At 41.2% G+C, this 24609-nt stretch carries 25 protein-coding genes; 21 read left to right on the top strand and 4 right to left on the bottom strand.

What is annotated here, in order from left to right; genetic code table 11:
* Nucleotides 1-3 precede the first annotated feature (3 nt).
* From ACXAEA_RS21125 to ACXAEA_RS21095, 7 genes are all read left to right on the top strand, one after another.
* Nucleotides 4-891 (top strand): alpha/beta hydrolase, encoded by an 888-nt coding sequence (locus ACXAEA_RS21125; protein WP_475097812.1) that lies wholly within the window; start codon nucleotides 4-6, stop codon nucleotides 889-891.
* Nucleotides 892-1044: 153 nt separating this feature from the next.
* On the top strand, nucleotides 1045-1212 hold the full coding sequence (locus ACXAEA_RS21120; protein WP_475097811.1) for a hypothetical protein: 168 nt from the start codon (nucleotides 1045-1047) through the stop codon (nucleotides 1210-1212).
* A gap of 327 nt (nucleotides 1213-1539) precedes the next feature.
* Nucleotides 1540-2376, top strand: a complete 837-nt coding sequence (locus ACXAEA_RS21115) for a DMT family transporter (RefSeq protein WP_475097810.1) — start codon at nucleotides 1540-1542, stop codon at nucleotides 2374-2376.
* 323 nt (nucleotides 2377-2699) lie between these two features.
* Nucleotides 2700-3650, top strand: a complete 951-nt coding sequence (locus ACXAEA_RS21110) for a hydroxyacid dehydrogenase (RefSeq protein ID WP_475097809.1) — start codon at nucleotides 2700-2702, stop codon at nucleotides 3648-3650.
* Nucleotides 3651-3695: 45 nt separating this feature from the next.
* Nucleotides 3696-4028 (top strand): UxaA family hydrolase, encoded by a 333-nt coding sequence (locus tag ACXAEA_RS21105; protein WP_475097808.1) that lies wholly within the window; start codon nucleotides 3696-3698, stop codon nucleotides 4026-4028.
* A 2-nt stretch (nucleotides 4029-4030) separates the two neighbouring features.
* Nucleotides 4031-5188, top strand: a complete 1158-nt coding sequence (locus ACXAEA_RS21100) for a UxaA family hydrolase (RefSeq protein WP_475097807.1) — start codon at nucleotides 4031-4033, stop codon at nucleotides 5186-5188.
* Between the two features lie 68 nt (nucleotides 5189-5256).
* On the top strand, nucleotides 5257-6327 hold the full coding sequence (locus tag ACXAEA_RS21095) for an Ldh family oxidoreductase (RefSeq protein WP_475097806.1): 1071 nt from the start codon (nucleotides 5257-5259) through the stop codon (nucleotides 6325-6327).
* A 54-nt stretch (nucleotides 6328-6381) separates the two neighbouring features.
* On the opposite strand, the gene ACXAEA_RS21090 is transcribed toward ACXAEA_RS21095, so the two are convergent.
* Together ACXAEA_RS21090 and ACXAEA_RS21085 are read right to left on the bottom strand one after the other, a co-directional pair.
* Nucleotides 6382-7074 (bottom strand): FadR/GntR family transcriptional regulator, encoded by a 693-nt coding sequence (locus ACXAEA_RS21090; protein WP_475097805.1) that lies wholly within the window; start codon nucleotides 7072-7074, stop codon nucleotides 6382-6384.
* A gap of 175 nt (nucleotides 7075-7249) precedes the next feature.
* Nucleotides 7250-8320, bottom strand: coding sequence for a YeiH family protein (locus ACXAEA_RS21085; RefSeq protein ID WP_475098186.1), 1071 nt, complete (start codon nucleotides 8318-8320; stop codon nucleotides 7250-7252).
* Nucleotides 8321-8601: 281 nt separating this feature from the next.
* On the opposite strand from ACXAEA_RS21085, the gene ACXAEA_RS21080 reads away from it, so the two are divergent.
* The 10 genes from ACXAEA_RS21080 (at nucleotide 8602) to ACXAEA_RS21035 (ending at nucleotide 18976) form a co-directional block, all read left to right on the top strand.
* Nucleotides 8602-8931 (top strand): UxaA family hydrolase, encoded by a 330-nt coding sequence (locus ACXAEA_RS21080; RefSeq protein WP_475097804.1) that lies wholly within the window; start codon nucleotides 8602-8604, stop codon nucleotides 8929-8931.
* 2 nt (nucleotides 8932-8933) lie between these two features.
* Entirely contained in the window at nucleotides 8934-10091 is a 1158-nt protein-coding gene (locus ACXAEA_RS21075) for a UxaA family hydrolase (protein ID WP_475097803.1), read from the top strand.
* 202 nt (nucleotides 10092-10293) lie between these two features.
* Complete coding sequence (locus ACXAEA_RS21070; protein WP_475097802.1) at nucleotides 10294-11289, top strand: TRAP transporter substrate-binding protein; 996 nt, start codon at nucleotides 10294-10296, stop codon at nucleotides 11287-11289.
* 12 nt (nucleotides 11290-11301) lie between these two features.
* A complete protein-coding gene (locus ACXAEA_RS21065) occupies nucleotides 11302-11880 on the top strand; it encodes a TRAP transporter small permease (RefSeq protein WP_475097801.1) in 579 nt (192 codons plus the stop codon).
* A gap of 15 nt (nucleotides 11881-11895) precedes the next feature.
* Nucleotides 11896-13176 carry a TRAP transporter large permease gene (locus tag ACXAEA_RS21060; protein WP_475097800.1) on the top strand — a complete coding sequence of 427 codons (1281 nt, stop codon included), beginning with the start codon at nucleotides 11896-11898 and terminating at the stop codon, nucleotides 13174-13176.
* Between the two features lie 338 nt (nucleotides 13177-13514).
* Nucleotides 13515-14540 (top strand): Bug family tripartite tricarboxylate transporter substrate binding protein, encoded by a 1026-nt coding sequence (locus ACXAEA_RS21055; RefSeq protein ID WP_475097799.1) that lies wholly within the window; start codon nucleotides 13515-13517, stop codon nucleotides 14538-14540.
* Nucleotides 14541-14592: 52 nt separating this feature from the next.
* A complete protein-coding gene (locus tag ACXAEA_RS21050; protein WP_475097798.1) occupies nucleotides 14593-15048 on the top strand; it encodes a tripartite tricarboxylate transporter TctB family protein in 456 nt (151 codons plus the stop codon).
* Nucleotides 15049-15083: 35 nt separating this feature from the next.
* Nucleotides 15084-16610 (top strand): tripartite tricarboxylate transporter permease, encoded by a 1527-nt coding sequence (locus ACXAEA_RS21045; RefSeq protein WP_475097797.1) that lies wholly within the window; start codon nucleotides 15084-15086, stop codon nucleotides 16608-16610.
* A gap of 71 nt (nucleotides 16611-16681) precedes the next feature.
* Entirely contained in the window at nucleotides 16682-18268 is a 1587-nt protein-coding gene (locus ACXAEA_RS21040) for an ATP-binding protein (RefSeq protein ID WP_475097796.1), read from the top strand.
* A gap of 3 nt (nucleotides 18269-18271) precedes the next feature.
* On the top strand, nucleotides 18272-18976 hold the full coding sequence (locus ACXAEA_RS21035) for a response regulator (RefSeq protein ID WP_475097795.1): 705 nt from the start codon (nucleotides 18272-18274) through the stop codon (nucleotides 18974-18976).
* A 95-nt stretch (nucleotides 18977-19071) separates the two neighbouring features.
* On the opposite strand, the gene ACXAEA_RS21030 is transcribed toward ACXAEA_RS21035, so the two are convergent.
* Complete coding sequence (locus ACXAEA_RS21030; RefSeq protein ID WP_475097794.1) at nucleotides 19072-19482, bottom strand: hypothetical protein; 411 nt, start codon at nucleotides 19480-19482, stop codon at nucleotides 19072-19074.
* Nucleotides 19483-19691: 209 nt separating this feature from the next.
* Between ACXAEA_RS21030 and ACXAEA_RS21025 the strand changes: the two genes are divergently transcribed.
* Entirely contained in the window at nucleotides 19692-20204 is a 513-nt protein-coding gene (locus ACXAEA_RS21025; protein WP_475097793.1) for a hypothetical protein, read from the top strand.
* An 88-nt stretch (nucleotides 20205-20292) separates the two neighbouring features.
* Here ACXAEA_RS21025 and ACXAEA_RS21020 read toward each other — a convergent pair whose 3' ends face one another.
* Nucleotides 20293-20490 carry a hypothetical protein gene (locus tag ACXAEA_RS21020; RefSeq protein WP_475097792.1) on the bottom strand — a complete coding sequence of 66 codons (198 nt, stop codon included), beginning with the start codon at nucleotides 20488-20490 and terminating at the stop codon, nucleotides 20293-20295.
* 237 nt (nucleotides 20491-20727) lie between these two features.
* On the opposite strand from ACXAEA_RS21020, the gene ACXAEA_RS21015 reads away from it, so the two are divergent.
* From ACXAEA_RS21015 to ACXAEA_RS21005, 3 genes are all read left to right on the top strand, one after another.
* A complete protein-coding gene (locus ACXAEA_RS21015; RefSeq protein WP_475097791.1) occupies nucleotides 20728-22326 on the top strand; it encodes a copper resistance CopC/CopD family protein in 1599 nt (532 codons plus the stop codon).
* A gap of 126 nt (nucleotides 22327-22452) precedes the next feature.
* Nucleotides 22453-23103: a YcnI family copper-binding membrane protein gene (locus ACXAEA_RS21010; RefSeq protein WP_475097790.1), complete on the top strand. Its 651-nt coding sequence runs from the start codon at nucleotides 22453-22455 to the stop codon at nucleotides 23101-23103.
* 491 nt (nucleotides 23104-23594) lie between these two features.
* Complete coding sequence (locus tag ACXAEA_RS21005; RefSeq protein ID WP_475097789.1) at nucleotides 23595-24581, top strand: Gfo/Idh/MocA family protein; 987 nt, start codon at nucleotides 23595-23597, stop codon at nucleotides 24579-24581.
* The last annotated feature ends 28 nt before the right edge of the window (nucleotides 24582-24609 follow it).

The raw sequence follows: 24609 nt of genomic DNA, 5'->3' as shown, positions 1-24609 counted from the left end.
TAAATGCTAACAGAAAGAAAAGTTCAGTTATCTAATTCAATAGAATTGAATGTAAAGTATTCGACTTCAAATAAACCTGTGATCTTGTTTCTTCATTTTAGTGGCGGGACTTTGAATATGTGGGATGGCATTTTGCCGATGTTTAGTGATGATTATCGGATTATTGCCCCTGATCTCAGGGGACATGGGAAATCGGACAAACCAATGACTGGCTATCACATTGATGATTTTGCCAAAGACTTATATTTGCTGCTAAAAGCTCTTGAGGTCCAAAGCTGTCATATTGTTGGCAGTTCGATGGGAGCAGAGGTTGGGTTGAGTCTGGCTGCGTCTCATCCTGACATGGTTAAGTCGATTGTTTGTGAAGGTGCTCTATTCAATGAGTTTGGAGAATATGGACTCTTCAATGGGACAACTGAGGAGATTAACGCTGAAAAAGAAAAGCAAAGAAAGAAGTTATTGGAGAGAAGAATGCCTGAATATCCTTCCCTCACCAATTTCTTGGCTGATGCAAAGGAACCTTTGGAACGGTTGGGGATTTTGAATGAACATTTCCTGAACTTCCTTGAGAGCACAGCAGAAGAGCAGGCAGACGGCACAATAACAAGCCATTACCGCAATCACGTCAGGAACGAGTACATTCAAAAATATTGGGACGTTCAATTCCAAGAGTATTACAAGAGAGTTAAATGTCCAGTCCTCTTTATGCCAAGTGAAGAGGACTGGGCCAATGAAAAAATCAGGAGAAGCATGGATGCTTTTTCAAAGTTCGTGGATTCTTTTGAGATCATCAGAATTGAAGGTTCAATGCATGCCTATGTTTGGATGCAGCTTCCAGGACAGGCTGGGATGGCAGTTAAGGATTACGTTGGGACACAGGGACGGTTCTAGTGTCTCATCGATGAGCTATACGTGATAGCGCAGCTAACTTGACGAGTGGGTTTGCCTTTAATAGTTGGAATGGTCTTAGCCGATTGTTTCCCTAATTGGGAATAAGATTATGCCTCCAGGAGAAAAATACAGAATAAACTTTGGAGGAAAACGATGAGAGACAATAAACAAAAACGCAAGGGTAGCCAAGTGATAAACAATTTCCAAAACGAAGAGCAACTTGAGATCAGCCAAACAGAATGTGGCTTGGAATCCGTTGCAGAAGGAACTGACTATATGGAGGGAGATCAGAAGAACTCCCCAAACTGTGGCGGGGTATGACACAGAGGGACGGTTCTCGTGTTTCATTGGCAAAAAAATCAGAGGGACGGTTCTTGTGTTACAGGAATCAGAGGGGCGGTTCTCGTGATTTAGTAGCTCGGGCTACTTGAATCAGTAGAACCGTCCCCCTGTTTTTGCCTCTGTTTTTGAATCAGTAGAACCGTCCCTCTGTTAGGACCTGAGGTTGAAACCTGCTCTGAAAATGGCTGGAAGGAGAACCTTTATTGGGTTCTTTTTTTTATTTAGAAACCCGAAAAAATAGATTGTGATAATTCTTGTAGAGTTTTAAAATGGGGGAGAGAAAGTGATAGAGAAAGAAGGATCAGCATGTGGATAGTCGCGGCATTTGTAACGACGTTAAGCTTTGGGATCAATAATACAATTTTTAAATGGAGTACAGCTCGACATCTATCAAAGGTACATATTCAATTTTTCTTTTACTTGGTAGCCTTTCTGGTCACCCTTGGTTATGGAGTGATGGCTGGGGCGCTGGAGTTTAACTTCCTGGCAATGGTCCTTGGCGGCCTGATTGGAATATTGAATGCAAATGGGAATATCCAAATGTCGAGGGCATTTGAGAAGGGACCGGCCAGCCTGACATCGCCTCTGGTAGGCGCAAACGCGATATTTCCCATTCTCGGTGCAGCGATTATTTTTCACGAACAGATCAGCCTGCTCCAGTGGCTGGGCATTGTTTTCATTCTGGGCTCGGCCTTAGTGATTCAATATTCGCCAGGTTCGAACCGCGGAACCGAGTATGGTCCATGGCTTTTCCGGGTGCTTTTGGCCATTCTTTCGTTCGGGATTCTTGGAATCTTGATGAAGACTACTTCTTATTTGCAAATCAGTTCCCTTAATACATTAATTTGTATGTATGGAGGCGGAAGTATATATTTGGGGATTAACAGCATTCGGGAAAAAGAGCATTGGCAGCGGACAGAAGCCAATATCGGTTCCCTTGTTGGCTTAATCAGTGTTATCGGGTACAGCTGTTACTTTTATGCGTTGCAAGTGGGTACAGCCAGCATCATCTTCCCGATTGTCAGCCTGAATTGCCTGGTCGTCATACTTGCTGGCATCTGGCTTTTTAAGGAGAAAATCAAGATGTACCAGATAGTTGGGATTTTTTCAGCTTTGCTTGGTATTATTTTTACAAAAATTTGAGTTAAAAAGGCAGCCGCCAATGAAGTGACCCCATAATGGAGTAAGGGCAGTAAGGTTATTGAGGGGCTTAGCAGAGAAGATTGTGTTTCTAGGGAGATGCCGAGGGTGTCGGAGAATAAGGAGAATGATGAAAATTAGAAAGGAAGGCTTCTTTATTTAAGAGGCCTTCCTTTTTTTTTATTGAGATAGCAATACAGAAAACAATACCAGAAAGTTAAATTTAAAATATTCTAAATATTTGTTGACTTTAATAAAAGAAGGTGATTAAATAAAAATATAAATTGGTTGGGTCACTGAACCATTGGAGGTGTGAAAGATATTCTATGAAAGTCTTGATTACTGAAATGATATGGCCTGAAGGGATTGCAGAGTTAGAGCAAAATGGGTTCCAAGTAGTTTATGACGAATCTTTATGGAGAAATAGAGATGAGCTTTTGGCAGTCATAGGAGAGTATGATGGGCTTATTGTACGGAATCAAACAAGAGTCGACAAAGAACTGTTAGAAGCAGGGGGTAACCTGAAAATTGTCGGAAGGCTTGGCGTAGGTTTGGACAATATTGAATTAAAAGCAGCAAAAGAAAAGGGAATTAAAGTAGTTTTTGCCCGGCATGCAAATGCAACATCTGTAGCTGAGTATGTAATGGCTGCGCTATTAAGTGCAGTAAGGCCGCTTCAGCTGGCGGATCTTGATATCAGGAGCGGTAACTGGGATCGCAAGACTTTTACTGGCAGCGAGCTTAGCAATAAAAAACTTGGTCTTATCGGATTGGGTGAGATTTCACACCGAGTTGCGAAACGAGCAAATGCTTTTGGTATGTCTGTTATTGGCTATGACCCATTCATCACCTCTTATGATCATATTATCTCTGAAACCGGCGTGAGCTTAAAAAGTTCATTGGAGGAATTACTCAGTGAAGCACACTTCGTTTCCCTGCATGTACCTTTGACAATGGAAACCAAACATTTGATTTCAAGCAATGAATTTAAAATGATGAGGGATGATGCTTTTATCATCAATACCTCCAGAGGCGGCATTATCGAAGAAAATCATCTTGCTGAAGCTTTAGACAATAACCTTATAGCAGGTGCTTTTTTGGATGTGCTGGAAGTAGAGCCTGTTACCTCAACAAATAAATTGTTAAACTGCAGCAATGTCGTTTTAACACCTCATATTGCTGGGTTAACAGAAGAATCGCAGCTAAGAACTTCTTTACTCGTGGCAAAGGAAGTCAGCAAATCCTTAAACGGTGAACCTTCGTTATGTGCTATTTAGCAGATTTATAGATTTTAAAATAATTAAATGATAGGAGGAAGTTTTATGACTAAATCTGTCCAGACAGAAGCAGTGGTTAATGAAGAAAGAAAGACTAGCACTCACAAGTTCTTGATTCATGAACAGGGGGACCATGTAGGTGTGGCAACCTCACCCATCCAGGCTGGTGAACGAGTGAAGGGCATATACATGAGTGACAATACGGAAGTGGAATTCCTTGCTTTGGGGGACATTCCTCTAGGGCATAAGATTGCTCTGGTTGACTTAGAGGAAAATCAGCCAGTGCTTAAATATGGCATACAAATCGGGCTGACAACAAAGAACTGGGTTGCAGGGGACTATGTACACACTCATAATATCAAAACGGCGAGGTGGTAAGGATGGGAAATCAATTATTCGGTTATCGCAGAGAAAATGGCAAAGTAGGTATTCGCAATCATGTCATCATTTTACCAGTGGATGATATTTCAAATGCAGCTTGTGAAGCAGTTGCAAGGCAAATTCAGGGGACAATGGCACTGCCACATGCCTATGGCCGTCTTCAATATGGTCCCGATTTAGACCTTCACTTCAGGACGATGATTGGGATTGGATCCAATCCTAACGTAGCCGCAGTTGTGGTAATCGGTATCGAGGAAAACTGGTCCAAGCTGATCGCTGATGGGATAGCAGAGACAGGAAAGCCAGTCTCGTATTTCTCTATCGAGGGGAATGGAGATTTGGAGATCATCCGCCAGGCTTCATGGAAAGCGAAGGAATACGTACAATGGGCATCAGAGCTTCAAAAGGAACCGATCGAACTGAGCGATTTGACTGTGAGCATTAAATGTGGCGAGTCTGATACAACAACAGGACTGGGTTCATGTCCAACCGTTTCGCAGGCAGTCGATCGTCTGGTGGATGCAGGAGCAACAGTGTTCTTTGGTGAAACATCAGAACTGACAGGCGGTGAGCACCTTATCTATAACCGCATGGCAACAGATGAATTAAAGGAAAAGTTCATGGGAATCTATAAAAATTATGTTGGGGAAATAGAATCAAAAGGTGTGGACCTGCTTGGTTCCCAGCCGACACAGGGCAATATTGCTGGAGGGCTTTCCACTATTGAGGAAAAAGCGTTAGGGAACATTGCTAAAACAGGAACAAAAGAGGTAATTGGTGTTCTTGATCCAGCCGAGAAACCTCTAAACGGGAATGGACTATATTTCATGGATACTTCCTCTGCAGCAGCAGAATGCATCACATTAATGGCTGCGGGCGGAGCCGTACTCCACCTATTCCCGACAGGACAGGGCAACATTATCGGTAATCCAATTGAGCCTGTCGTGAAGATTACAGCAAATCCAGTTACCGCTGCAACGATGAGTGAGCATATCGATGTAAACGTGCAAGGTCTGCTTTCAAGGACAATTACTTTAGAAGAAGCAGGTGATCAGTTAATGGAGGTCATCGCCAGGACAGTCAATGGCCGTTTAACTTGTGCGGAAGCCCTGGGACATCGGGAATTTGTCATGACAAAATTATATAGAAGCGCTTAATGTGTCCGTTCTCCCGGCCTGTTGTGCAGGGAGAACTTTTTTAATCGAAAATAGTAGGGGGTACTTTAATGCCTAGATACAAAGCAGAAGAATTGGTAACCTTTTGTTCTGATCTCTTGACGAAAATAGGAATGAGCAGTGAAAATTCAGCCATCGTGGCAGATTCTTTAATTAAGGCCAACCTAGAAGGAGTAGACAGCCATGGGATAAGCAGGCTGCCGATTTATATTAAAAGGTTTTTGGATAAAAGAATCAATCTGGAACCACAGATAGACTTTGATCAAAAAAGTCCTTCTGTACTAGTTGTTGACGGGGATAACGGACTTGGCCATGTTGTCAGCTATAAAGCTTTAAAGAAAGGATTCGATATGGCAAAGACCTCAGGCATATCTGCGATTGCGGTTAAAAATAGCAATCATTTCGGTACCGCCTCCTATTTCTGCCAATTAGCTTGCAATGAAAATTTAGCCTGTGTCGCTTTTACCAATTCACCGCCGGGCATTGCCCCCTGGGGAGGTAAGAACGCATTTTTCGGAACGAATCCGATCGCGTTTGGATTCCCTACTGGAAATGATGTACCAGTCATTATTGATTTATCAACTAGTATTGTAGCAAGAGGGAAAATCATCTTTGCAGAAAAACAAGGTACCAGGATTCCGGAAGGCTGGGCCATCGATGAAAACGGTTATCCAACAACAGATCCAGGAGAAGCGCTTAGAGGTTCTGTTCTTCCCATGGGAGGAGCAAAGGGAGCTGCTCTGGCCATGGCTGTGGAGATATTAACGGGTGTGTTATCCGGAGCCGCTTTTGGACCTAACGTCAAAAATATATATAATGAAAAAGAAGAGGGCAGTGCGAATGTTGGGCACTTTTTTATGATTATCGATATCGAAAAATTCATGGACTTGAACTTATTCTTTCATTCCATTAATGATTTGATTACGGAAATGAAGCTGGTCCCATCCAGGCCGGAGATTGAAGACATCAGGTATCCCGGAGAGAGAAGGAAAAGTGCAGCAGATCAAGGAAGAATAAACGGGATTGAGTTATCAGGGAATGTAGAAAAGGAATTAAGCATGCTTGGAGAGGCCTATAATGTCTTTTTTCCGAGTTGTATAGAAAAGAGTGCCGCTTTATAAATAACGAAAAGGCTGTGTGGTTAAGGATTGCTCCTTTCTCACACAGCCTTTTTGTTAATTGGCGATATTATTATTTGTTATCGAGCGTTCAACACTTTCTAAATGCTCTCTCATATATCTTTGTGCCTGAATGACATCCTTATTTTTAATTGCTTCTAAGATCTTACTGTGTTCTTTGACAGATTGAATCGACCTGCCTGGGATTTGAACAGACTTTGTTCTGGATTCAGACAATAGATCAATTAAATAATACATGATTCTTATCAATACCATATTTTTAGAATAATTGGTGATCGTTAAATGAAATTTATAATCTAAGTCAGATAGTCTGTCATGATCGTTGTTTTTGGCAGCTTCTTTTGCTTCTTTAACGATCTCTTCCAGTTCACTGAAATCATCAGTATCCGAATTTTCTATTGCCCATTTTACGGTTGATTCCTCCAGGATTTTACGTACCGCAAAGAAGTCTTTAATCTGGTCTGTAGAAACAAAAAACGCTTCGGCCATTTTTTGCATTTGCTGTTCAGGCGAAGCAACAAATACACCTGTTCCATGCTTGGCAGTCAAATAGCCATAAGCCTCAAGAATTTTATAGGCTTCTCTTACTGTGTTTCTGCTTACAGAGAGCTCTATGGCCATATCTCTTTCTCCCGGAATTCTTTGGCCGGCTGTAAAGACTCCATCATGGATTTTTTTCTTAATACTGTCTGCAACTTGTTCTGAAACACCTTTCCGGTTAAATTGCATTGCGCACAATCCTCTCAAAACGCGATTTTTATTGATCAAATCATTCCGCGGGATATGATGTTTTATGTCGTAATTTGCTGAATATCTAGTTTTATTAAAGCACGATAAAATGCAGCAGGCAAATGCTAATCTTTTATATATTTATATATCAATATAGTAGAAGGTATATGATTTATTAAAAAATTTTAGTAATCAATATTCCAAGGAAGATTAAGGACACAGAACCTGCTATACCAGTGAATATAACCTTACTGTTCAGGTTTTTAAATTCTGCAAAATTCACGCCTAACCCCAAACCTGCCATCGCCATGGAAAGAAGGAATACACTGGATGCAATTAGTCCACTTGTAAGTTGAGGTGGAAGTAAACCAATTGTGTTTACCAGGCACATAGCTAAAAATCCAAATATAAACCATGGAACAGGAAGGTTTTTTAACGTCATTTTTTTGTCAGAAACGGAATCTTTTTTATAAAAGTAGGCTAATATCAGTGCAACTGGTATCAACAGGGCAACACGCCCTAACTTTACTAGAATGGCAGTATCGCTGCTTTCAGCCCCCCCTGGTGCTGCAGCTGCAATGACGTGTGCCAGCTCATGTAATGTCGAGCCGGTTAATAGGCCGAAATCATATGAATTCATGCCCAGGTAGGGGTGCAGAAATGAGTAGATTATAGTGACAACAGTACCTGCAATGGCAATGAATGCTACTGAGATGGCAGTTAATTCTTTTCTTGCGCCTATTAAAGGCGCTACAGCAACGATAGCGGCTGCACCACAAACGGCTGTTCCAACTGCAATAAGGGCAGAAAGGTGTTTATCGATAGAAAGGAGCTTTCCAATATAGAGCATTACCGAGAGAGTGAAAATGATAACAGCAATATCAATTATTATTATTGAATACCCAGCTGATATAATCTGTTCAAAGTTAAGCCGAAGGCCCATTAAAATGATCCCTGCACGAAGGAGGATTTTACTGCTGAAGGTAATGCCAGCCTGGCTATTTTCCGGGATGCCCATCAATCCTTTCCAGGCCATTCCCAGGATTATTGATATGATCATTACACCCATAACTGAAAAAAAAGACAGTTTGGCAAACGATCCTGCTAACACAGCCAAAACAGCCGTTAAAATAACTCCTTTCACCCACCCCGTACGATTTCCCAAAGCTTTTTTAGTTCTTAAGATAAAAACTTTTGTTGGAGTTAACTGTTCTATTTCACTTTTTTGCTTCCTGGCTCCTGTCATGCTCAAAGAATTTCCCCCTTATTAAAAGACTATGTAGTATGTGATCCCAGATTTCCGGTCTTTCACGCCATAATTTGAAAACAACAAATTGGTTTAGTGACCCAACCAATTTATTCATATTAAAACATTTTTTTTGCAGAACAGCAAGATTTTTTAAAGATTTAACATTGAAAATTAAAAAGATAAAAAATATTCAAAAAACAGTTGCAAGTGAAAAAAATGCATGCTTTACTATAAATATATTGGTTGGGTCACTCGACCAGAAGGATGGAGGTTTCTTAATGAGCACTTCGGCACAAAAAGTTTCAGCAGCTGATGAGAGGCAAACAAGTACTCACAAATTTCTGATTCATGAGAAGGGGGATCATGTAGGTGTAGCAACTTCGCCGATTAAGGAAGGCGAAACAGTAACCGGGATTTACATGAATGACAATACGGAAGTTGAGCTAGCGGCACATGGTGACATCCCGCTCGGCCATAAGATTGCTCTAGTGGACTTAGGCATAAATCAACCGGTGCTTAAATATGGAATTCAGATTGGGCTGACTACCCAATTATGGAAGCCTGGGGATTATGTACACACTCACAATATTAAAACAGCGAGGTGGTAAGGATGGAACAAAGATTGTATGGATATCGCAGAGAAAATGGAAAAGTCGGAGTAAGAAACCATGTTATCATCTTACCGGTTGATGATATTTCAAACGCAGCATGTGAGGCAGTGGCAAGACAAATCCAGGGAACTATGGCCCTGCCGCATGCATATGGCAGGCTCCAATATGGACCGGATCTTGATCTGCATTTCAGGACGATGATTGGAATCGGATCCAACCCTAATGTCGCTGCAGTTGTAGTCATCGGTATTGAAGAGAATTGGTCCAAGCTAATTGCAGATGGTATCGCTAAAACTGGAAAGCCGGTCTCATATTTTTCCATCGAAGGAAATGGGGATCTTGAAACAATCAGGAGAGCATCATGGAAAGCGAAGGAATATGTACAGTGGGCTTCGGAATTGCAAAAAGAACCAATCGAATTGAAGGATCTGACGATTAGTATAAAATGCGGTGAGTCTGATACGACAACAGGTCTAGGTTCGTGTCCTACAGTTTCCCAGGCTGTTGACAGGCTTGTAGAAGCAGGTGCAACTGTATTCTTTGGAGAAACCTCAGAATTGACTGGCGGAGAACACCTTATTTATAACAGGATGGCAACGGATGAGCTAAAAGAAAAGTTCATGAGGATTTATGACAACTATGTGGGTGAGATTGAATCTAAAGGAGTAGACCTGCTTGGCTCTCAGCCAACACAGGGCAACATTGCCGGAGGATTATCAACGATAGAAGAAAAGGCATTGGGCAATATAGCTAAAACAGGTACAAAAGAGGTCATTGGAGTATTGGATCCTGCAGAAAGCCCGGAGAATGGCAGCGGACTATATTTTATGGACACTTCATCTGCGGCAGCAGAATGTATCACCTTGATGGCAGCAGGAGGAGCAGTACTTCATCTGTTCCCGACGGGGCAAGGCAACATCATTGGCAACCCAATCGAACCAGTCGTAAAGATTACAGCGAATCCAATCACCGCTGGTACGATGAGTGAGCATATCGACTTGGATGTGCAAGGACTTCTTTCACGCAGCATTACCCTGGAGGAAGCTGGGGACCAGCTCATGGAAGTCATCACACGCACAGTAAATGGAAGATTGACATGTGCTGAAGCATTGGGACACAGGGAATTTGTTATGACGAAATTATATCGTAGTGCTTAATGAATAATTGTTTAATCGTTCGGCAGTGGAATAAGTATCAAATTCCACTGCCGCCATTAAACTCTCCTATAGGTTGAATTAACTGAATAGTTAGAATAGTATTGTTATCTGCAGCCCTATATGATAATTTAAATAAAATATTGCATCTGATTTTTTTATCCTTAATATGTAAGGGCTTACATTTATAAAGGAGAGGACCGACTTGAAAAATTATTTAACTATAGTGATAGTGCTTATCTTGATAACTTTAAGTGGATGCTCAAATGCTGTTTCGGGCGAAGAAACAAAAGCAGAATATGTTCTTCGGTTAGGACACTTACAGACTGAAACGCATCCATATCAGCAGGGTGCACTAAAGTTTAAAGAGTTAGTTGAAAAAAAGTCAGATGGGAGAGTACGGATCGATATTTTTCCAAGCAGCCAATTAGGGAATGGACGAGATCAAATTGAAGGAGCACAAATAGGTTCCATTCATTTTCACATCGGTTCGGTAGCTCCTGTAACCAATTTTGCTCCCAAATTTAACCTATTAAATTTACCTTATCTATTTGAAAGCCGTGAACATGCATTCAAAGTGCTTGATGGAGAAATTGGTAAAGAAATATCAAGTGGATTAGATAATAAAGGTCTTATCAATCTTGGCTATATGGAAAATGGCTGGAGACATATGACGAATAATAAAAAAGCGATAAAAACAGCACAAGATGCCGCAAATTTAAAGCTGCGTGTACAAGAATCACCTCCCTACATTTCTTTTATTAAAGCCCTTGGTTCCACCCCTGTTCCTATTCCTTTCGGAGAATTATATACAGCACTAGAACAGAAAGTTGTAGACGGTCAAGAAAATCCATTAGCTCAAATTTACTTAAATAAATTTCAGGAAGTTCAAGGCCATCTCACATTGACCGCACACAATTATGATGCAGCGATTCTTTTAATGAGCAAGACTACCTTCGATACCTTACCTGAAGATCTCCAAAAAGTGATTCTCGATGCTTCCAAAGAAGCAATTCAGCATGAAAGAAAAGTCGCAATGGAAGAAGAAAATAAACTTTTAGAGCAGCTTAAAGCTACTGATATAGAAATTGAAGAAAATCCGGATTTGGAATCATTCAGGAAAGCAGTAGAACCTGTCTATAAGGAATTTGAAAAAAGCCTTGGCAAGGATTTAATACAGAAAGTGAAAGACATGAAATAAGGAGATGAGGAAATGAAAAATAATTTTCAGAAGTTAAGTTCTAAAATTGATGGAATTACCCGTTCGATTATCATTTTCTTATTTGCACTTGCATTCATTTGCACAGTATATCAGGTGTTTTCACGGTTTGTATTACAAAGCTCAGTAACGAAGGAGCTTTTACCATTCATCGATTTTTCTATTTTCAATTTTACCTGGATAGAGGAGTTGATTCGTTATTTATTTGTTTGGATCGTCTTCCTGGGGATCGGAACAGTTTATAAAAACAATGGTCATGCAAAGGTAGAAATATTGATAAATGCTTTATCCGAGAAGTGGAAAAACAGATTATTAATTGTTATTGAGTCCATCAATGTTGGGTTGTTCATATTTATGGCCATTTTTGGTTTAAGAATCCTTAAATTTACAACTCTGCAAATATCCCCTTCATTAGGACTTAATATGACATTCATATACGGCGCTGTCCTATTATGCTCGATGATCTGTATTGTACATTCATGTGCTCGCTTATTTGTACTTCTTTCTAAGGAAGAAACACGAATACCATTGCAGAACGTTGAAGTGATTCCAGAAAACACAAATATGGGCTAAGGAAGTGAAACTAAGATGACAGTAGCACTTGTGGTTGTTGCGATATTATTTTTGCTGATGGTCATAGGAGTTCCAATAGCTATATCCCTTATCTGGGCCAGTATAGGTGGTTTTATTGCCAGTGTCTATTACATTCCATTAGAAGTGATTCCTCAAAGGCTGATTACCTCTACCGATTCATTCCCGTTGCTGGCGATTCCTTTTTTCATGCTGGCTGGTGAATTCATGATGGCAGGCAGTATGGGCCAGCGAATAGCGGGGTTTGCGTTTGCTTCTGTCGGGTGGATAAGATCGGGTTTGGCTCAAGTCTCAACTTTAACTAGCATGTTTTTCGCCGGAATTTCAGGTTCGGGTGCTGCAGATACGGCTGCTGTCGGTAAAATGATGATTCCGATGATGGAGAAAAAAGGCTATGACACAGGATTTGCTGCTGCAACGGTGGCGAGTGCCGGAACAATAGCTGTTGTTATACCGCCGTCAATTCCTATGATTGTTTACGGTGTAACAGCGGGAGTATCTATAGGCGATTTATTTACTGCTGGCATTATCCCTGGAATACTGATCGGCTTGTCAATAATGATGGTGAATTACTGGATTACTAAGAAGAACAATTATGCTGAAGAGAAAGGGACCTTTGAGTTTGTGTCTTTCAAGAAGGCATTTTTTGAAGGGATCTTAGCATTAATCCTTCCACTAATTATTATTTTCGGTATTCGTGGAGGAATCTTTACTCCTACGGAAGCTGGTGCAGTAGCTGCTGCCTATGCATTCGTTATAAGCAAATTTGTATACAAAGATTTAAAGTGGGAAGACGTGCCAACTACTTTTCTGAATGCGGCTAAAATGACAGCTATGATTGTTTTCATCATTGCAGCAGCGAATCTATTTGGATGGTTATTGACAGCGGAACAAATACCACAGTTGATCGCAAAGGCTGTCATGGGTATTTCAGAAAACAAATATATTATCTTACTAATCTTTAACATTATTTTCTTCATTGCTGGATGTTTCCTTAATGCATCTGCTGCCATCACCATTTTAACTCCATTACTCCTTCCAGTCGCATTGGGAGTTGGAATCGATCCAGTATTCTTTGGTCTAATTATGGTAGTTAACCTTTCTATCGGTTTAATTACTCCTCCAGTTGGTCTTGATTTATTTATCGTACAAGGAATCGCTAATGTTAAATACGATAAACTTGTAAAATCAATTGTGCCATTCATTTTAATTATGGTATTTGACTTAATCATCATCACTTACATTCCAGCGATTTCAATGTTTTTAACAACGTTATAGAAAGTATAGGAAGCATAGGTCACACTATGCTTCTTTTGATTTGATAATAAAACAGGTACCAGAAACACCTGTCACCAGGTTCCTCACACTTTATGAGGAAGCAGAAAAATGGCATCCTTTCGATGATCCGGAGTTGGATCATATCGAAATAGATACGGAAGATGAATAACAAACGGAAGCTAGAGTGTTATGACTCTAGCTTTTTCTATTGTAATTAAGTCCCGTGAACAAAATGAACAAAATGTTTACTAAGTTTTTAATGCTGTTTAAATGGATAATCTGTTCAATTTTCTAAAACTTTGTAAAATTAAGAAAACGCTTACAAGGAGGAGTTACTCATGTTTTCTATGAAAAAGATTTCAGCTGTTTTATGTGCGGGTGCACTGGCGGTAAGCCTTGGTGCTTGCAGCAGTGATGCGCCTGCATCGTCTGCTAAAAAGGATGGTTCGGGTTATCCTAGCAAAGCTATTACGGTGGTGGCGCCATCTGGAGCAGGCGGCGGATGGGATTTAACAGCACGTTCATTTACAAAGGTTCTGAGTGAGACAAAGATTGTTGACCAGCCTTTGACTGTTGAGAACAAGCCGGGTGGCGGCGGTGCGGTGTTTATGGCTGAATACGCTACTGCGCAAGCTGAAAATAATGAAATGCTTTTTGTCAATTCACCTCCGATTATCATCAACAATCTGAAAAAAGAAGGAAACAGCCCATATGGGGTTAAAAATACAACGCCATTGGCCCAGTTGACAAAGGATTATGGTGCGATTGTTGTAAAAGAGGACTCGAAATTTAAAGACTTAAAATCTGTTCTGGAAGAGGTAAAGAAAGATCCTAGTAAACTTACATTTGCCGGCGGATCTGCACCTGGTTCCATGGACCATCTAATCTCTATCCTTCCAGCTTATGAATATGGTGTTGATCCGACGAAAGTGAAATATGTGTCTTATGATGGCGGTGGAGAAGCGATTACGGCTCTGCTTGGCGGGAACGCTGATGTCATTGGTACTGACGCATCCAGTGTTAAAGAGTTTTTAAAGGCTGGTAAGGTAAGAGTTTTGGCGGTAACTTCTGCTGAACGTTTAACAGGTGATTTCAAAGATATCCCAACTGCAAAAGAACAGGGAGTGGATGCTGAATTCACGATTTGGCGCGGTGTTTTTGGCCCTGAAAAAATGTCTGATGAAGCAAAGGCTTATTGGGATAAATCACTTGAAAAGCTCGCAAACTCCCCTGAATGGAAGAAAGAAGTAGAGACACAGGGATGGGATCTTGATTATAAGAACGGCGAAGATTTCAAAAAGTTCCTGGACGAGCAGGAAAGCCAGGTTCAGCAATTATTAAAAGCCCTGGGTATGCAAAAGTAAGAAAGGAGGGGGAGGGTGTTCTCCCTTCCCCCGTTCTTGAAAGGAGTAAGCAATGAGTATTCAATTCGATCGGATTGCCTCGGTACTATTTTTGGCTACAGGTGTACTTTTTATTGTTGGGAGCAAACAGCTTGCGAGTTCATCATATGGCAGCTCCGTCGGTCCTGATATCTTTCCTTTATTACTAGGTAGCATTCTTGTTCTGTTAAGCATTCGTTTGTTTTATGAAACGATGGTCACTAAAACACAGTATGGGTCGAAAGAAAAATTACTGTATAGACCTTTCTTGATCATTTTTTCCGCTACATTGGTTTATATTTTGACTTTGGAAACAATGGGGTACGTCATCACAACGTTTTTATTTTTATTTGTTTGTTTTCAAACGATGGAACGCTCAAAGGTGATTTCTTCCCTTTTCATATCTTCTTGTTTTTCAGGGCTGGTTTATTTTTTGTATGTCGAAGTATTAAAAGGCACACTGCCAGGATGGCCAATTTGGCTTTCATAGTTTTGGTGTAGCCTTTTCGAAGGAGGTCGTACAAAATGGATACACTCGATTATTTATTTCAAGGCTTTGGAACAGCCTTCATTTGGTATAACATCATTTTTGCCTTCATTGGAGTTTTGATTGGGACCGCCGTAGGCGTGCTCCCGGGGATTGGGCCGATGAGCGGAGTTGCGCTGCTTATTCCGGTAACCGCATCAGTTACTGGCTGGCTGCCGCCGGAATCGGCTGCAACAAGTGCCATCATTTTACTTGCAGGTGTTTATTATGGAGCCATGTATGGGGGTTCAACCACCTCCATTCTTTTGAACACACCAGGAGAATCATCTTCTGTCGTCACAACTCTGGATGGTTACCAGATGGCCAAGAATGGGAGAGCAGGCAGTGCCTTATCGATTTCGGCCATTGGTTCATTTGTCGCCGGGATCGTTACGCTTTTCGCCCTTATTGCATTAGCTAAGCCTTTATCAGCCGTTGCGCTAAAATTTGGTCCGGCAGAATATTTTTCACTGATGCTTTTAGGACTTGGGGCTGTCAGCGGCCTGGCAGGAAAATCCGTGACAAAGGCTTTGATCATGACCGTTACTGGATTATTGCTCGGAACAATCGGAATTGATAGTGTGTCAGGTATTGCCAGATTTACTTTTAATGTCCCTTGGCTGTATCAGGGAATTGAGTTCTTGACGATTGCCGTTGGATTGTTCGCGCTTGGTGAGGTTTTTAAGACGATTTTGGAAAAAGATGAAGAAGAGGGAGAAATCGCTAAGATTAATAATTTGCTGCCTTCAAAGGCTGAGTTGAAAGAATCGGCTGCCCCGATTGCGCGCGGTTCCATATTAGGCTTTTTTGTCGGGATTTTGCCAGGGGCAGGAGCGACTCTAGCATCCTTCTTTTCTTATATTTTAGAAAAAAAGATCTCGAAAAATCCTTCGAAATTCGGGACAGGGACCATTGCAGGTGTGGCAGCACCAGAATCGGCGAATAATGCTGCATCCGGCGGTGCGTTGATTCCATTATTAACATTGGGGATTCCAGGGTCAGGGACGACCGCTATTTTAATGGGAGCATTAATGATGTATAACGTGCAGCCCGGCCCCTTATTATTTGAAGACCACCCGCAGGTAGCATGGGGACTGATCGCAAGTATGTTTATCGGCAATGTCATGCTCTTGATCTTGAATCTTCCGCTGGTAAAAGTGTTTGCAAAAATTATTCAAACACCTAAACAATTCCTGATCCCGATTATTATTGCGATCTCGATTTTTGGTGTCTATGCCGTCCAGGTATCAACAAATGATCTCTTGCTTTTATTAGGCTGCGGGATTTTAGGTTATTTCCTAAGTAAAAATGATTATCCAATCGCTCCCCTTGTACTCGGGTTAGTGCTGGGGCCGATGGTGGAGAATAACCTGCGCCGAGCGTTGACGATTTCCAATGGGGATTTCAGTGTATTTATATCCCGTCCCATTTCTCTCGCGTTTCTCCTGATCACCGTCCTGTGGCTTGTGATTCCGCTATTGATGAAAAGGCGGGGGAAAGAAGTCATTATTAATGTAGAAGGTTGAATAGTTAAAATAGTAAAAAAACTCCTTTCTATAAGGAGTTTTTTTACTATAATGAGGATAGAGGTGTTGGTGTGAAATTACATGCAAAATTAATGCTGCTAATTGTTATCCTTATTGTCTTGATTGGGGGTATTTTTGAAATAACCTTCAAGAATATCCTGGAGACTAATATGAAGAAGGAAATTGGCTCTAAAGCGCTGGCTGTGGCTGAATCAATCGCCAGTATGCCAGAAATAGAAGAAGCTTTTTATGACGATAACCCAGCTTCTATTATACAGCCGATCGCCGAAAGGATCCGGAAACAGGTAGGAGCAGAATTCATTGTTATTGGAAACAGAAATGAGGTGCGTTATTCTCACCCCAATCCTGTTCGATTAGGACAAAAAATGGTCGGGGGAGATAATGGCCGTGTTTTTAACGGAGAAGCTGTTATATCCGAATCTGTTGGGACATTGGGGCCTTCATTAAGGGGGAAAGCGCCCATCTTCAGCAAGGGAGAAGTAGTTGGTGTGGTGTCTGTAGGTTATCTTCAGACCGATATCGAAAAAGAAATCTCAGCTATACAGAAAAAAATGTTCACTGCTACGTTTCTTATTTTAATAGGAGGCTTACTGGTGGCATTCCTGATTACTATGAATATAAAAAAAGCGCTGTTTGGTCTTGAACCAAAAGAAATTGCCTGGATGTATCAGGAAAAGCACGCCATATTAGAATCCATCCATGAAGGAATCATTGCCATTGATACCGATGGCCGCATCACGGTCGTCAATGAAAACGCCCACAAAATATTGATGGTGCCGAATGAGATCCTCCTTCGTGGAAAAAGAATCGATGAGGTGTTGGAAAATACGCATCTTCTTGCAGTCGTTGCTACAGGACAAGCAGAATACGATCAGGAGATTATGATATTAGGAGAAGTATATTTAGCCAATCGAATCCCGATTTTTAATAAGAAAGGTGATGTGATCGGGGCAGTCGCAAGCTTCCGGAGCAAGTCAGAACTGGCGAAATTGCTGCAGGAACTATCCCATATAAAAGCCTATGCAGAAGGATTGCGCGCCCAAACCCATGAATATTCCAACCGGCTTTATACCCTTCTCGGCCTGATTCAGCTTGGATCTTACAAGGAAGCCATCGACTTTATCTCTAAGGAAGTCGATGTTGCCCAGGGATTCATTCAATTTTTAATGAAGGAAGTGCCCGACCCAATCATTGCTGCATTCGTCCTTGGAAAAGTTAGCCTGGCAAGCGAATTGAAGGTTGATTTTACAATAGACAGGGAGAGCAGCTTTAAAGATGTGCCAAATGAAATTGACAGGGACCATTTAGTGACGATTATTGGAAACCTGGTCAATAATGCTTTTGAAGCGGTTAGGGAGAACGGGAAAGCTGAAAAAAATGTTATGTTGTTCCTGACCGACCTTGGCAAAGAGCTGATTATTGAAGTAGAAGATAATGGCCGAGGGATCGAAAGTGAAAATAGCGAACAGATTTTTCAAGAAGGTTTTACAACGAAGAACAAGAACAATAATTCAGGTATAGGTCTTAGTCTTGTTCAAAATGCGATTCATCAATTAGGGGGATCGGTCACCTTTTCATCTAATCCGGGTGAAGGCACAATTTTTACTGTGGCGATACCAAAAAGCAGGGGGAAATGAACGATGGGGAAAAGGGACATTGAAGTTTTAATCGTGGAGGATGATTTAAGGATCGCCGAAATCCAAAAACGGTTTATTGAACAAATTGAAGGATTCCAGGCCGTCGGGATCGCAGCCGGCTATGTCGAGGCTAAAACCTTAATCGAAATTTTAAAGCCGGATTTGCTGTTGCTCGATGTTTATTTTCCCGATATGAACGGCCTCGAATTGTTAAGGGAACTCAAGCTGCAGTCGAAACAAACCGATGTCATCATGATCACAGCAACGAAGGAAATCGAAAAAGTCCAGGAAGCCATCAGTATTGGAGTCTTCGATTATATTATCAAGCCTTTAGTGTTTGAACGATTCAAGCAATCCTTACTGAGATATCAGGATTACCATGAGAAGTTATTACAATTAGGCACAGGAAATCATGTCGTCACACAACAACAGGTCGACAAACTGCTGCGAAAAGAAACGAATGATGTGATCAGTGAGAAATCCTACCTTCCAAAAGGGATCGACCCGTTGACACTTGAAAAAGTAATGGAAGTCATTGGAAAGGGTGGGACGGGACTTACGGCAGAAAGTGTCGCAAAAGAAATCGGAGTCAGCAGGACAACCGCAAGACGATACCTTGAACACCTTGTATCCATAGAAAAAATAGAAGCAGATTTAACATACGGAACCGTCGGCCGGCCCGAACGAGTTTATATGAGTATAGGGTGATGGACATGGGGGCGGTGAAACACGGGGACGGTTCTACTGTTTCAGTAGCTAGTGCTATTTGAAACAGTAGAACCGTCCCTCTGTTATTCCCTCTGTTATTCCTTGGACATGGCATTATAGTTTTTAAGGTTTTTGAAGCGTTTTTTCTTTTTGAGGTATTTTTCGTTTAGGACGAGGACTTTGCCTTGTTCTGTTGGTGCGTATTTGCGGTAGACTTTTTTATATTTTTCGAATGCGAGGTGCGCGATTAGATAAATGGGTGAGATGATGGCCATAAGAATGAGTATCTCCCGAATGACATGGAACCGCTGCTCAAAAATATAAATGGTCAGCACCGCCTGAGCTGCAAAAGCGACCATTAGCGTAATCAACACATTGCATATGTGAAACGCAAACACTTCTTTTCCTTTCAGGAACATCTGCTCCAGCTCATTTTTAAACATGAGTGAAATAAAAATCGAAATCACAATGAAAATAAGGGAAACAAAATAAGATATGGTCACCATTTTACCTGTATCCTCCCTAGAAAATCCCCTTTTCAGCATTGTAACACATACTAAGAAAATCACGGGGACGGTTCTAGTGTTTCAGTGGCTATTGAATCACAAGAACCGTCCCTCTGTTTCACTCTGTTACATAAAAAAAGCGATATAGGAAAGAATTATTCTCAGTGATGGGATTGCCTGAAGTGAAGATCATCGGGAGGTTTTATAAAATGAGAAAACTTTTGTCTTTGTTATTTGTTGCATTTTTCCTTACTGCATGTGGTGAGGAACCGGTTGAGGAGAATGCGAAAGAGAATGAACCTACGGTAGAAGAAACTGATGAGAAAGCGACTGACGAAGAAAAGGATGAGTCTGCTGAATCGGGGATAGAAGAAAATACTGTTTATGGTCCGCTAAATGATGAAGGGCTGAAAAAGCAGCATGATATGATGTACACCGATGAGGAGAGAGGTGTGGATTACCTTGTAGGGGATGGTGATGTCTTCCAGGTGGAAGTCAAATTGGATAAGGAACTTGGAATCAATATGAATCAAGATAAGTCATTTTTACTGGAACATGCCTTTGACTACATGGCCGAAGATGCTACGTTAATTCAAACGAAAAGTGATACAGAATTTGTATATGAATCACCTAGCTTAGGAAAGAAATACGATGTATTGTTTGCCAGCGACGCAGAACCAGGGATCATTACACGAGTTATTGTTGCACAACATCAAGAATAGATAGGAAAACACGGGGACGGTTCTAGTGATTCAGTGGCTATTGCAATCTGAAATCATAAGAACCGTCCCTCTGTTTTTACCTCTGTTTTTACGCATTTTTCCCCGCCTTTTTTAGTTGGTTACGAGTGATTATTAATCCGGTCAATCCTGCAGCTAAGGAAGGTGGAAGACTCCACGCCAGATAACCCCATTGCCCTGTATACAATGATATGCAGAGAAAAAGGATTGGAAAACCTACAAATACTACTAATGAAACAATAAGTGCAATCTTGTGATTACTTTCCATAGCTAACCCCCACTTTGTCTTTTTCAAAAGCCGCATATTCGCTTTGCATATGTATTCTAGGGAATGGAATGAATTACCTTCTTAATTGGCGAAAACGCGAGAACCGTCCCTCTGATTCGAAAATCACAAGAACCGTCCCTCTGTTTTGCTGTTTTGCCAAAAACAGGAGAACCGTCCCTCTGTTTTTTTATAGCATCCAATGATACACTAGTGGGTATGTGAGTTTTGGGAAGGTAGGTGATATTTATACTTAGCAAGGGGACTGCCATTAGTCATTTTTTTATTCTATTTGCCCTTTTATTTAGTTTTATGATTCCGCAGGAAGTCTTTGCGCATGCGACGCTTAAGATGGCTGAGCCTGCTCCTGATAGTGAATTAAAGGATTCTCCGGATGAAATTGTTCTGTTATTTGATGAAAGACTTGAAGACGAACTTTATTCGATTAAGGTTTTTAATGAAATTGGGGAAAGGGTCGTCAATGCCAAGCCGGAGATGAGTAAGGATCAAAAATCGATAAAGCAATTTTTGCCTGACTTGCCTGACGGAAATTATGTCATTTCCTATAATGTCATTTCAGCGGATGGCCATCCGATTAGGAGTTCCTATGTCATCTCCATAGGGGAAGAAACGGTTCTCAAAAGGGATATTAACCAGGAAGTTTTAGAAAAACAAAAAAGTTCAGCTGGTTTTACTGTTTTCAGGTCGGTGGTGAGGGTTCTTTTTTATATGGCATTGATCCTGACGACTGGCTGGATTGTCTGGGGATCCATCTATACTTTAAAACCAGAAATGAAGCCAACTTTTAGACAGAGGGCTTTTCTATTACAAATTGCGCTGTTCCTGACCACTTTGGGATTGGTAACCGTACAATTATCAGATATACTGGAACGCTGGACATTGACTGAGATCCTGTCGATTTTAACCGGCACAACAGTAGGTCTATCTTTGGTATTTTCTGTGCTTTTATCTCTAGTAGGTTTTCCACTCTTAAATCGATTCAAATGGATCGATTTAAGTTGGGTAGTAATGGTGATTATAGCAAAGAGTTTTAATGGACATGCTGCAGCCTTTGAATCGGAAATCCGCTCGATGTCACTTGACCTGGATGTCGTCCATTTACTTGCAGCCGCCATTTGGGCAGGTGGCCTGTTGTATATTCTGACCTACTGGAAAAAGCAGAGGGAACATATTATACAATTCCTTCCCTTCTTTTCGCAAGTGGCACTAATCAGCATGCTGATACTGATTGGAACGGGATCAGCTTACACGTTAATCTTTGTGCCGCAACTCGATTATCTGCTCCAAACACTATGGGGAAAAATGCTTCTGGTTAAAATTGCCTTGGTCCTGCTTGTAATCACAATTGGTGCAATTTTACGGAATACGATGAAAAAGAAAAATGAAGATTTAATCAGCAGCTTGGTAAAAATCGATTTCAGCATGATGATCATCATTTTAGGGATTGTTGGTGTCATCACTTACTTAAATCCACTCCCGGAAAACGAACCTTTGGAATGGAAAAAGCAAGATCAGTACCTTGAATTCACAGCAACGATCTCACCAAAGACACCTGGGTATAATCATTTCAAGGTTACAGCAAATTCGCATAAGGAAGACTTAGAGATTAAACGGATTGAGCTGTTTTTAATCTATCAAGACAACCTTGAAATCGAGCCGATCCAAGTTCCTTTTTCCGAAATCGAACAGTCCAAGAACGTTCAATTTAAGATCAATGGTTGGTATCTTCCAATTGAAGGGAACTGGACCGCAGAGCTTCGAATCGTAGATTCAGAGGACAATGAGAAGGTTTTCCATAAGGATTTTATTGTTTATTAAAAAATATTGGATTTGTTAAAGGACAAGTTGATTTTAAGCACATATTGATTGAAGCGGAAAGCGAATCGCATGGAGCGGAAGTCAACAGACCAGTTTAACTGAGCCAAAAATATAGGAGATTTCAACATGAAAAAACTTTTAACATTAACGATCGCGATGATTGGTGCGATCACTCTTTTTGTAGGTGCGGCAAGTGCGCATGTAACCGTGCAGCCACAGGAAACTTCACAAGGAAAATATGAAGTGTTCACTGTCCGGGTTCCTTCTGAAAGTGAAGATGTTCAAACAATGAAAGTGGAAGTGAAATTCCCTGAAGAAGTGAATATCACCCGCTTTGAAGCAAAGCCAGGCTGGACATACGAAGTTCAAAAGGATGACACGGGAAAAATCACGAGTGCTACGTGGACAACCGAAGGAAAAGGTTTAACAGCAACTGAATTCGTTCAATTCAATGTGCAAGGTAAAGTTGCCGATGATGCTGAAGAGATTGTTTGGAAAGCCTATCAAACCTACAGCGATGGAAGTGTAGTTGAATGGGTTGGTGCACCTGATGCAGATAAGCCAGCTTCTGTTACACTAGTAAATCCAGCTGATGGATCTGATCACGGACATGGAGGTACTTCAGCTGATTCTTCCAAAGATCACAGTGCTGTTGGAGACCTCACAAATGACACGGAAGCAAAAACAGCAGCCAGCAACGTACCGCTTTACCTTTCTATCGGTGCTTTAATTGCAGGATTGTTAGCATTGGTTATTTCTCTAAGAAAAAGAGCTTAAATGAACTCATTGGCAGGGGAATTAGATTCTCTTGCCTTTTTACTTAAATGATCGGATGGGTGATAAGGTTCCGAACAAAGAAAACTCGCCATGTTGAACTGGAATTGTCAGACCAAAACTAACAATTTCAGTTCATTACTGTGGCGAGTTTTTGCTATTTTATATTCCTTTACCGATTTTAAGTACGGTTAACTTCGTAAGAAAAGCGCCAGCGCCATAGTCAGCCTCGACAAGAGATGGTGGACCTGACCGTGAAGTCGTTTTTGGTGTAATGAAGATTACGCCCCTATTCAGGTCATCCCAAAGGAACAAATTAAAATGAGGTTAGAAAACGGCCATCGTGTCACGATTTACACTTCCTTTTGGATCTCGTGGTACGTTCCTATCCTTCTTGAAAGACCGACCTTCTAGCAAAAAAAATAATAGTATAATAGGAATAACAAGGTTTGTTCTAAATCGGACTACTAAATGCTTAAGGAGAGGATTAGACGATGGGCGATAAAGTAATCAAATGGGGAATATTAGGAACAGGTTTAATAGCTAGTGCTTTCGCGAGGGATTTAAACTTTGCTAAAAATACGGAGAAGGCTGCTGTTGGTTCACGTACAAAAGAGAGTGCTGCAAAGTTTGCTGAGGAGCATGGCGTTTCCCGTGCTTATGGAAGCTATGAAGAACTAGTGCAAGATTCGGATGTCGATGCGATTTATGTTGCGACGCCACACCCTTCTCACAAGGAAAATGTATTGGCGTGTCTTCGTGCTGGGAAGGCTGTCCTTTGTGAGAAGCCATTCACTATAAATAGCGGAGAATTAGAAGAAATCATTCAGTTTGCCAGAGATCAAAAGCTTTTCTTGATGGAGGCGATGTGGACACGTTTCCTGCCTCCGATTGTTAAGGTTAGAGAATGGATTGACAGTGGGAAAATCGGTGAAGTCCTTTTAGTAAAAGCGGAATTTGGTTACCGTGCACCGTGGGATCCCGAGTGGAGATTGCTTAATCCGGCCCTTGGAGGAGGAGCATTGCTTGATCTAGGGATTTACCCCGTATCATTAGCATCAATGATTTTTGGAACAAAACCAGAGAAGATTCTGAGTACTGCTCATATTGGAGAAACAGGTGTTGATGAACAGTTTTCCATCATCATGTCCTTTCCTTCTGGGAAGACAGCCACCCTTAACGGCGCACTTCGAGTTGGTTTAACGAACGAAGCTTACATACATGGGACAGAAGGATCTATTCGGATTCCATCCTTCCACAGTGCAAAATCAGCAACCTTATATAAGGATGGTGAGGAAGCAGAGACATTTAATGATGACAGACAATCAGCGGGTTATGCATTTGAAATAGAAGAGGTAGGAAAATGCCTGAGTCTAGGGCGTTTAGAAAGCTCTGTCATTCCATTGGATGAATCATTAGAAATCATGAAACTGATGGATGAAATTCGTGGGCAGTGGGGATTGAAATATCCGTTTGAGTAGGTTCAAAAATATATAATATCCATACTTT

The organism is Mesobacillus sp. ABV4_180, assembly GCF_056158485.1.
This window is presented reverse-complemented; position numbering and strand designations above follow the sequence as displayed.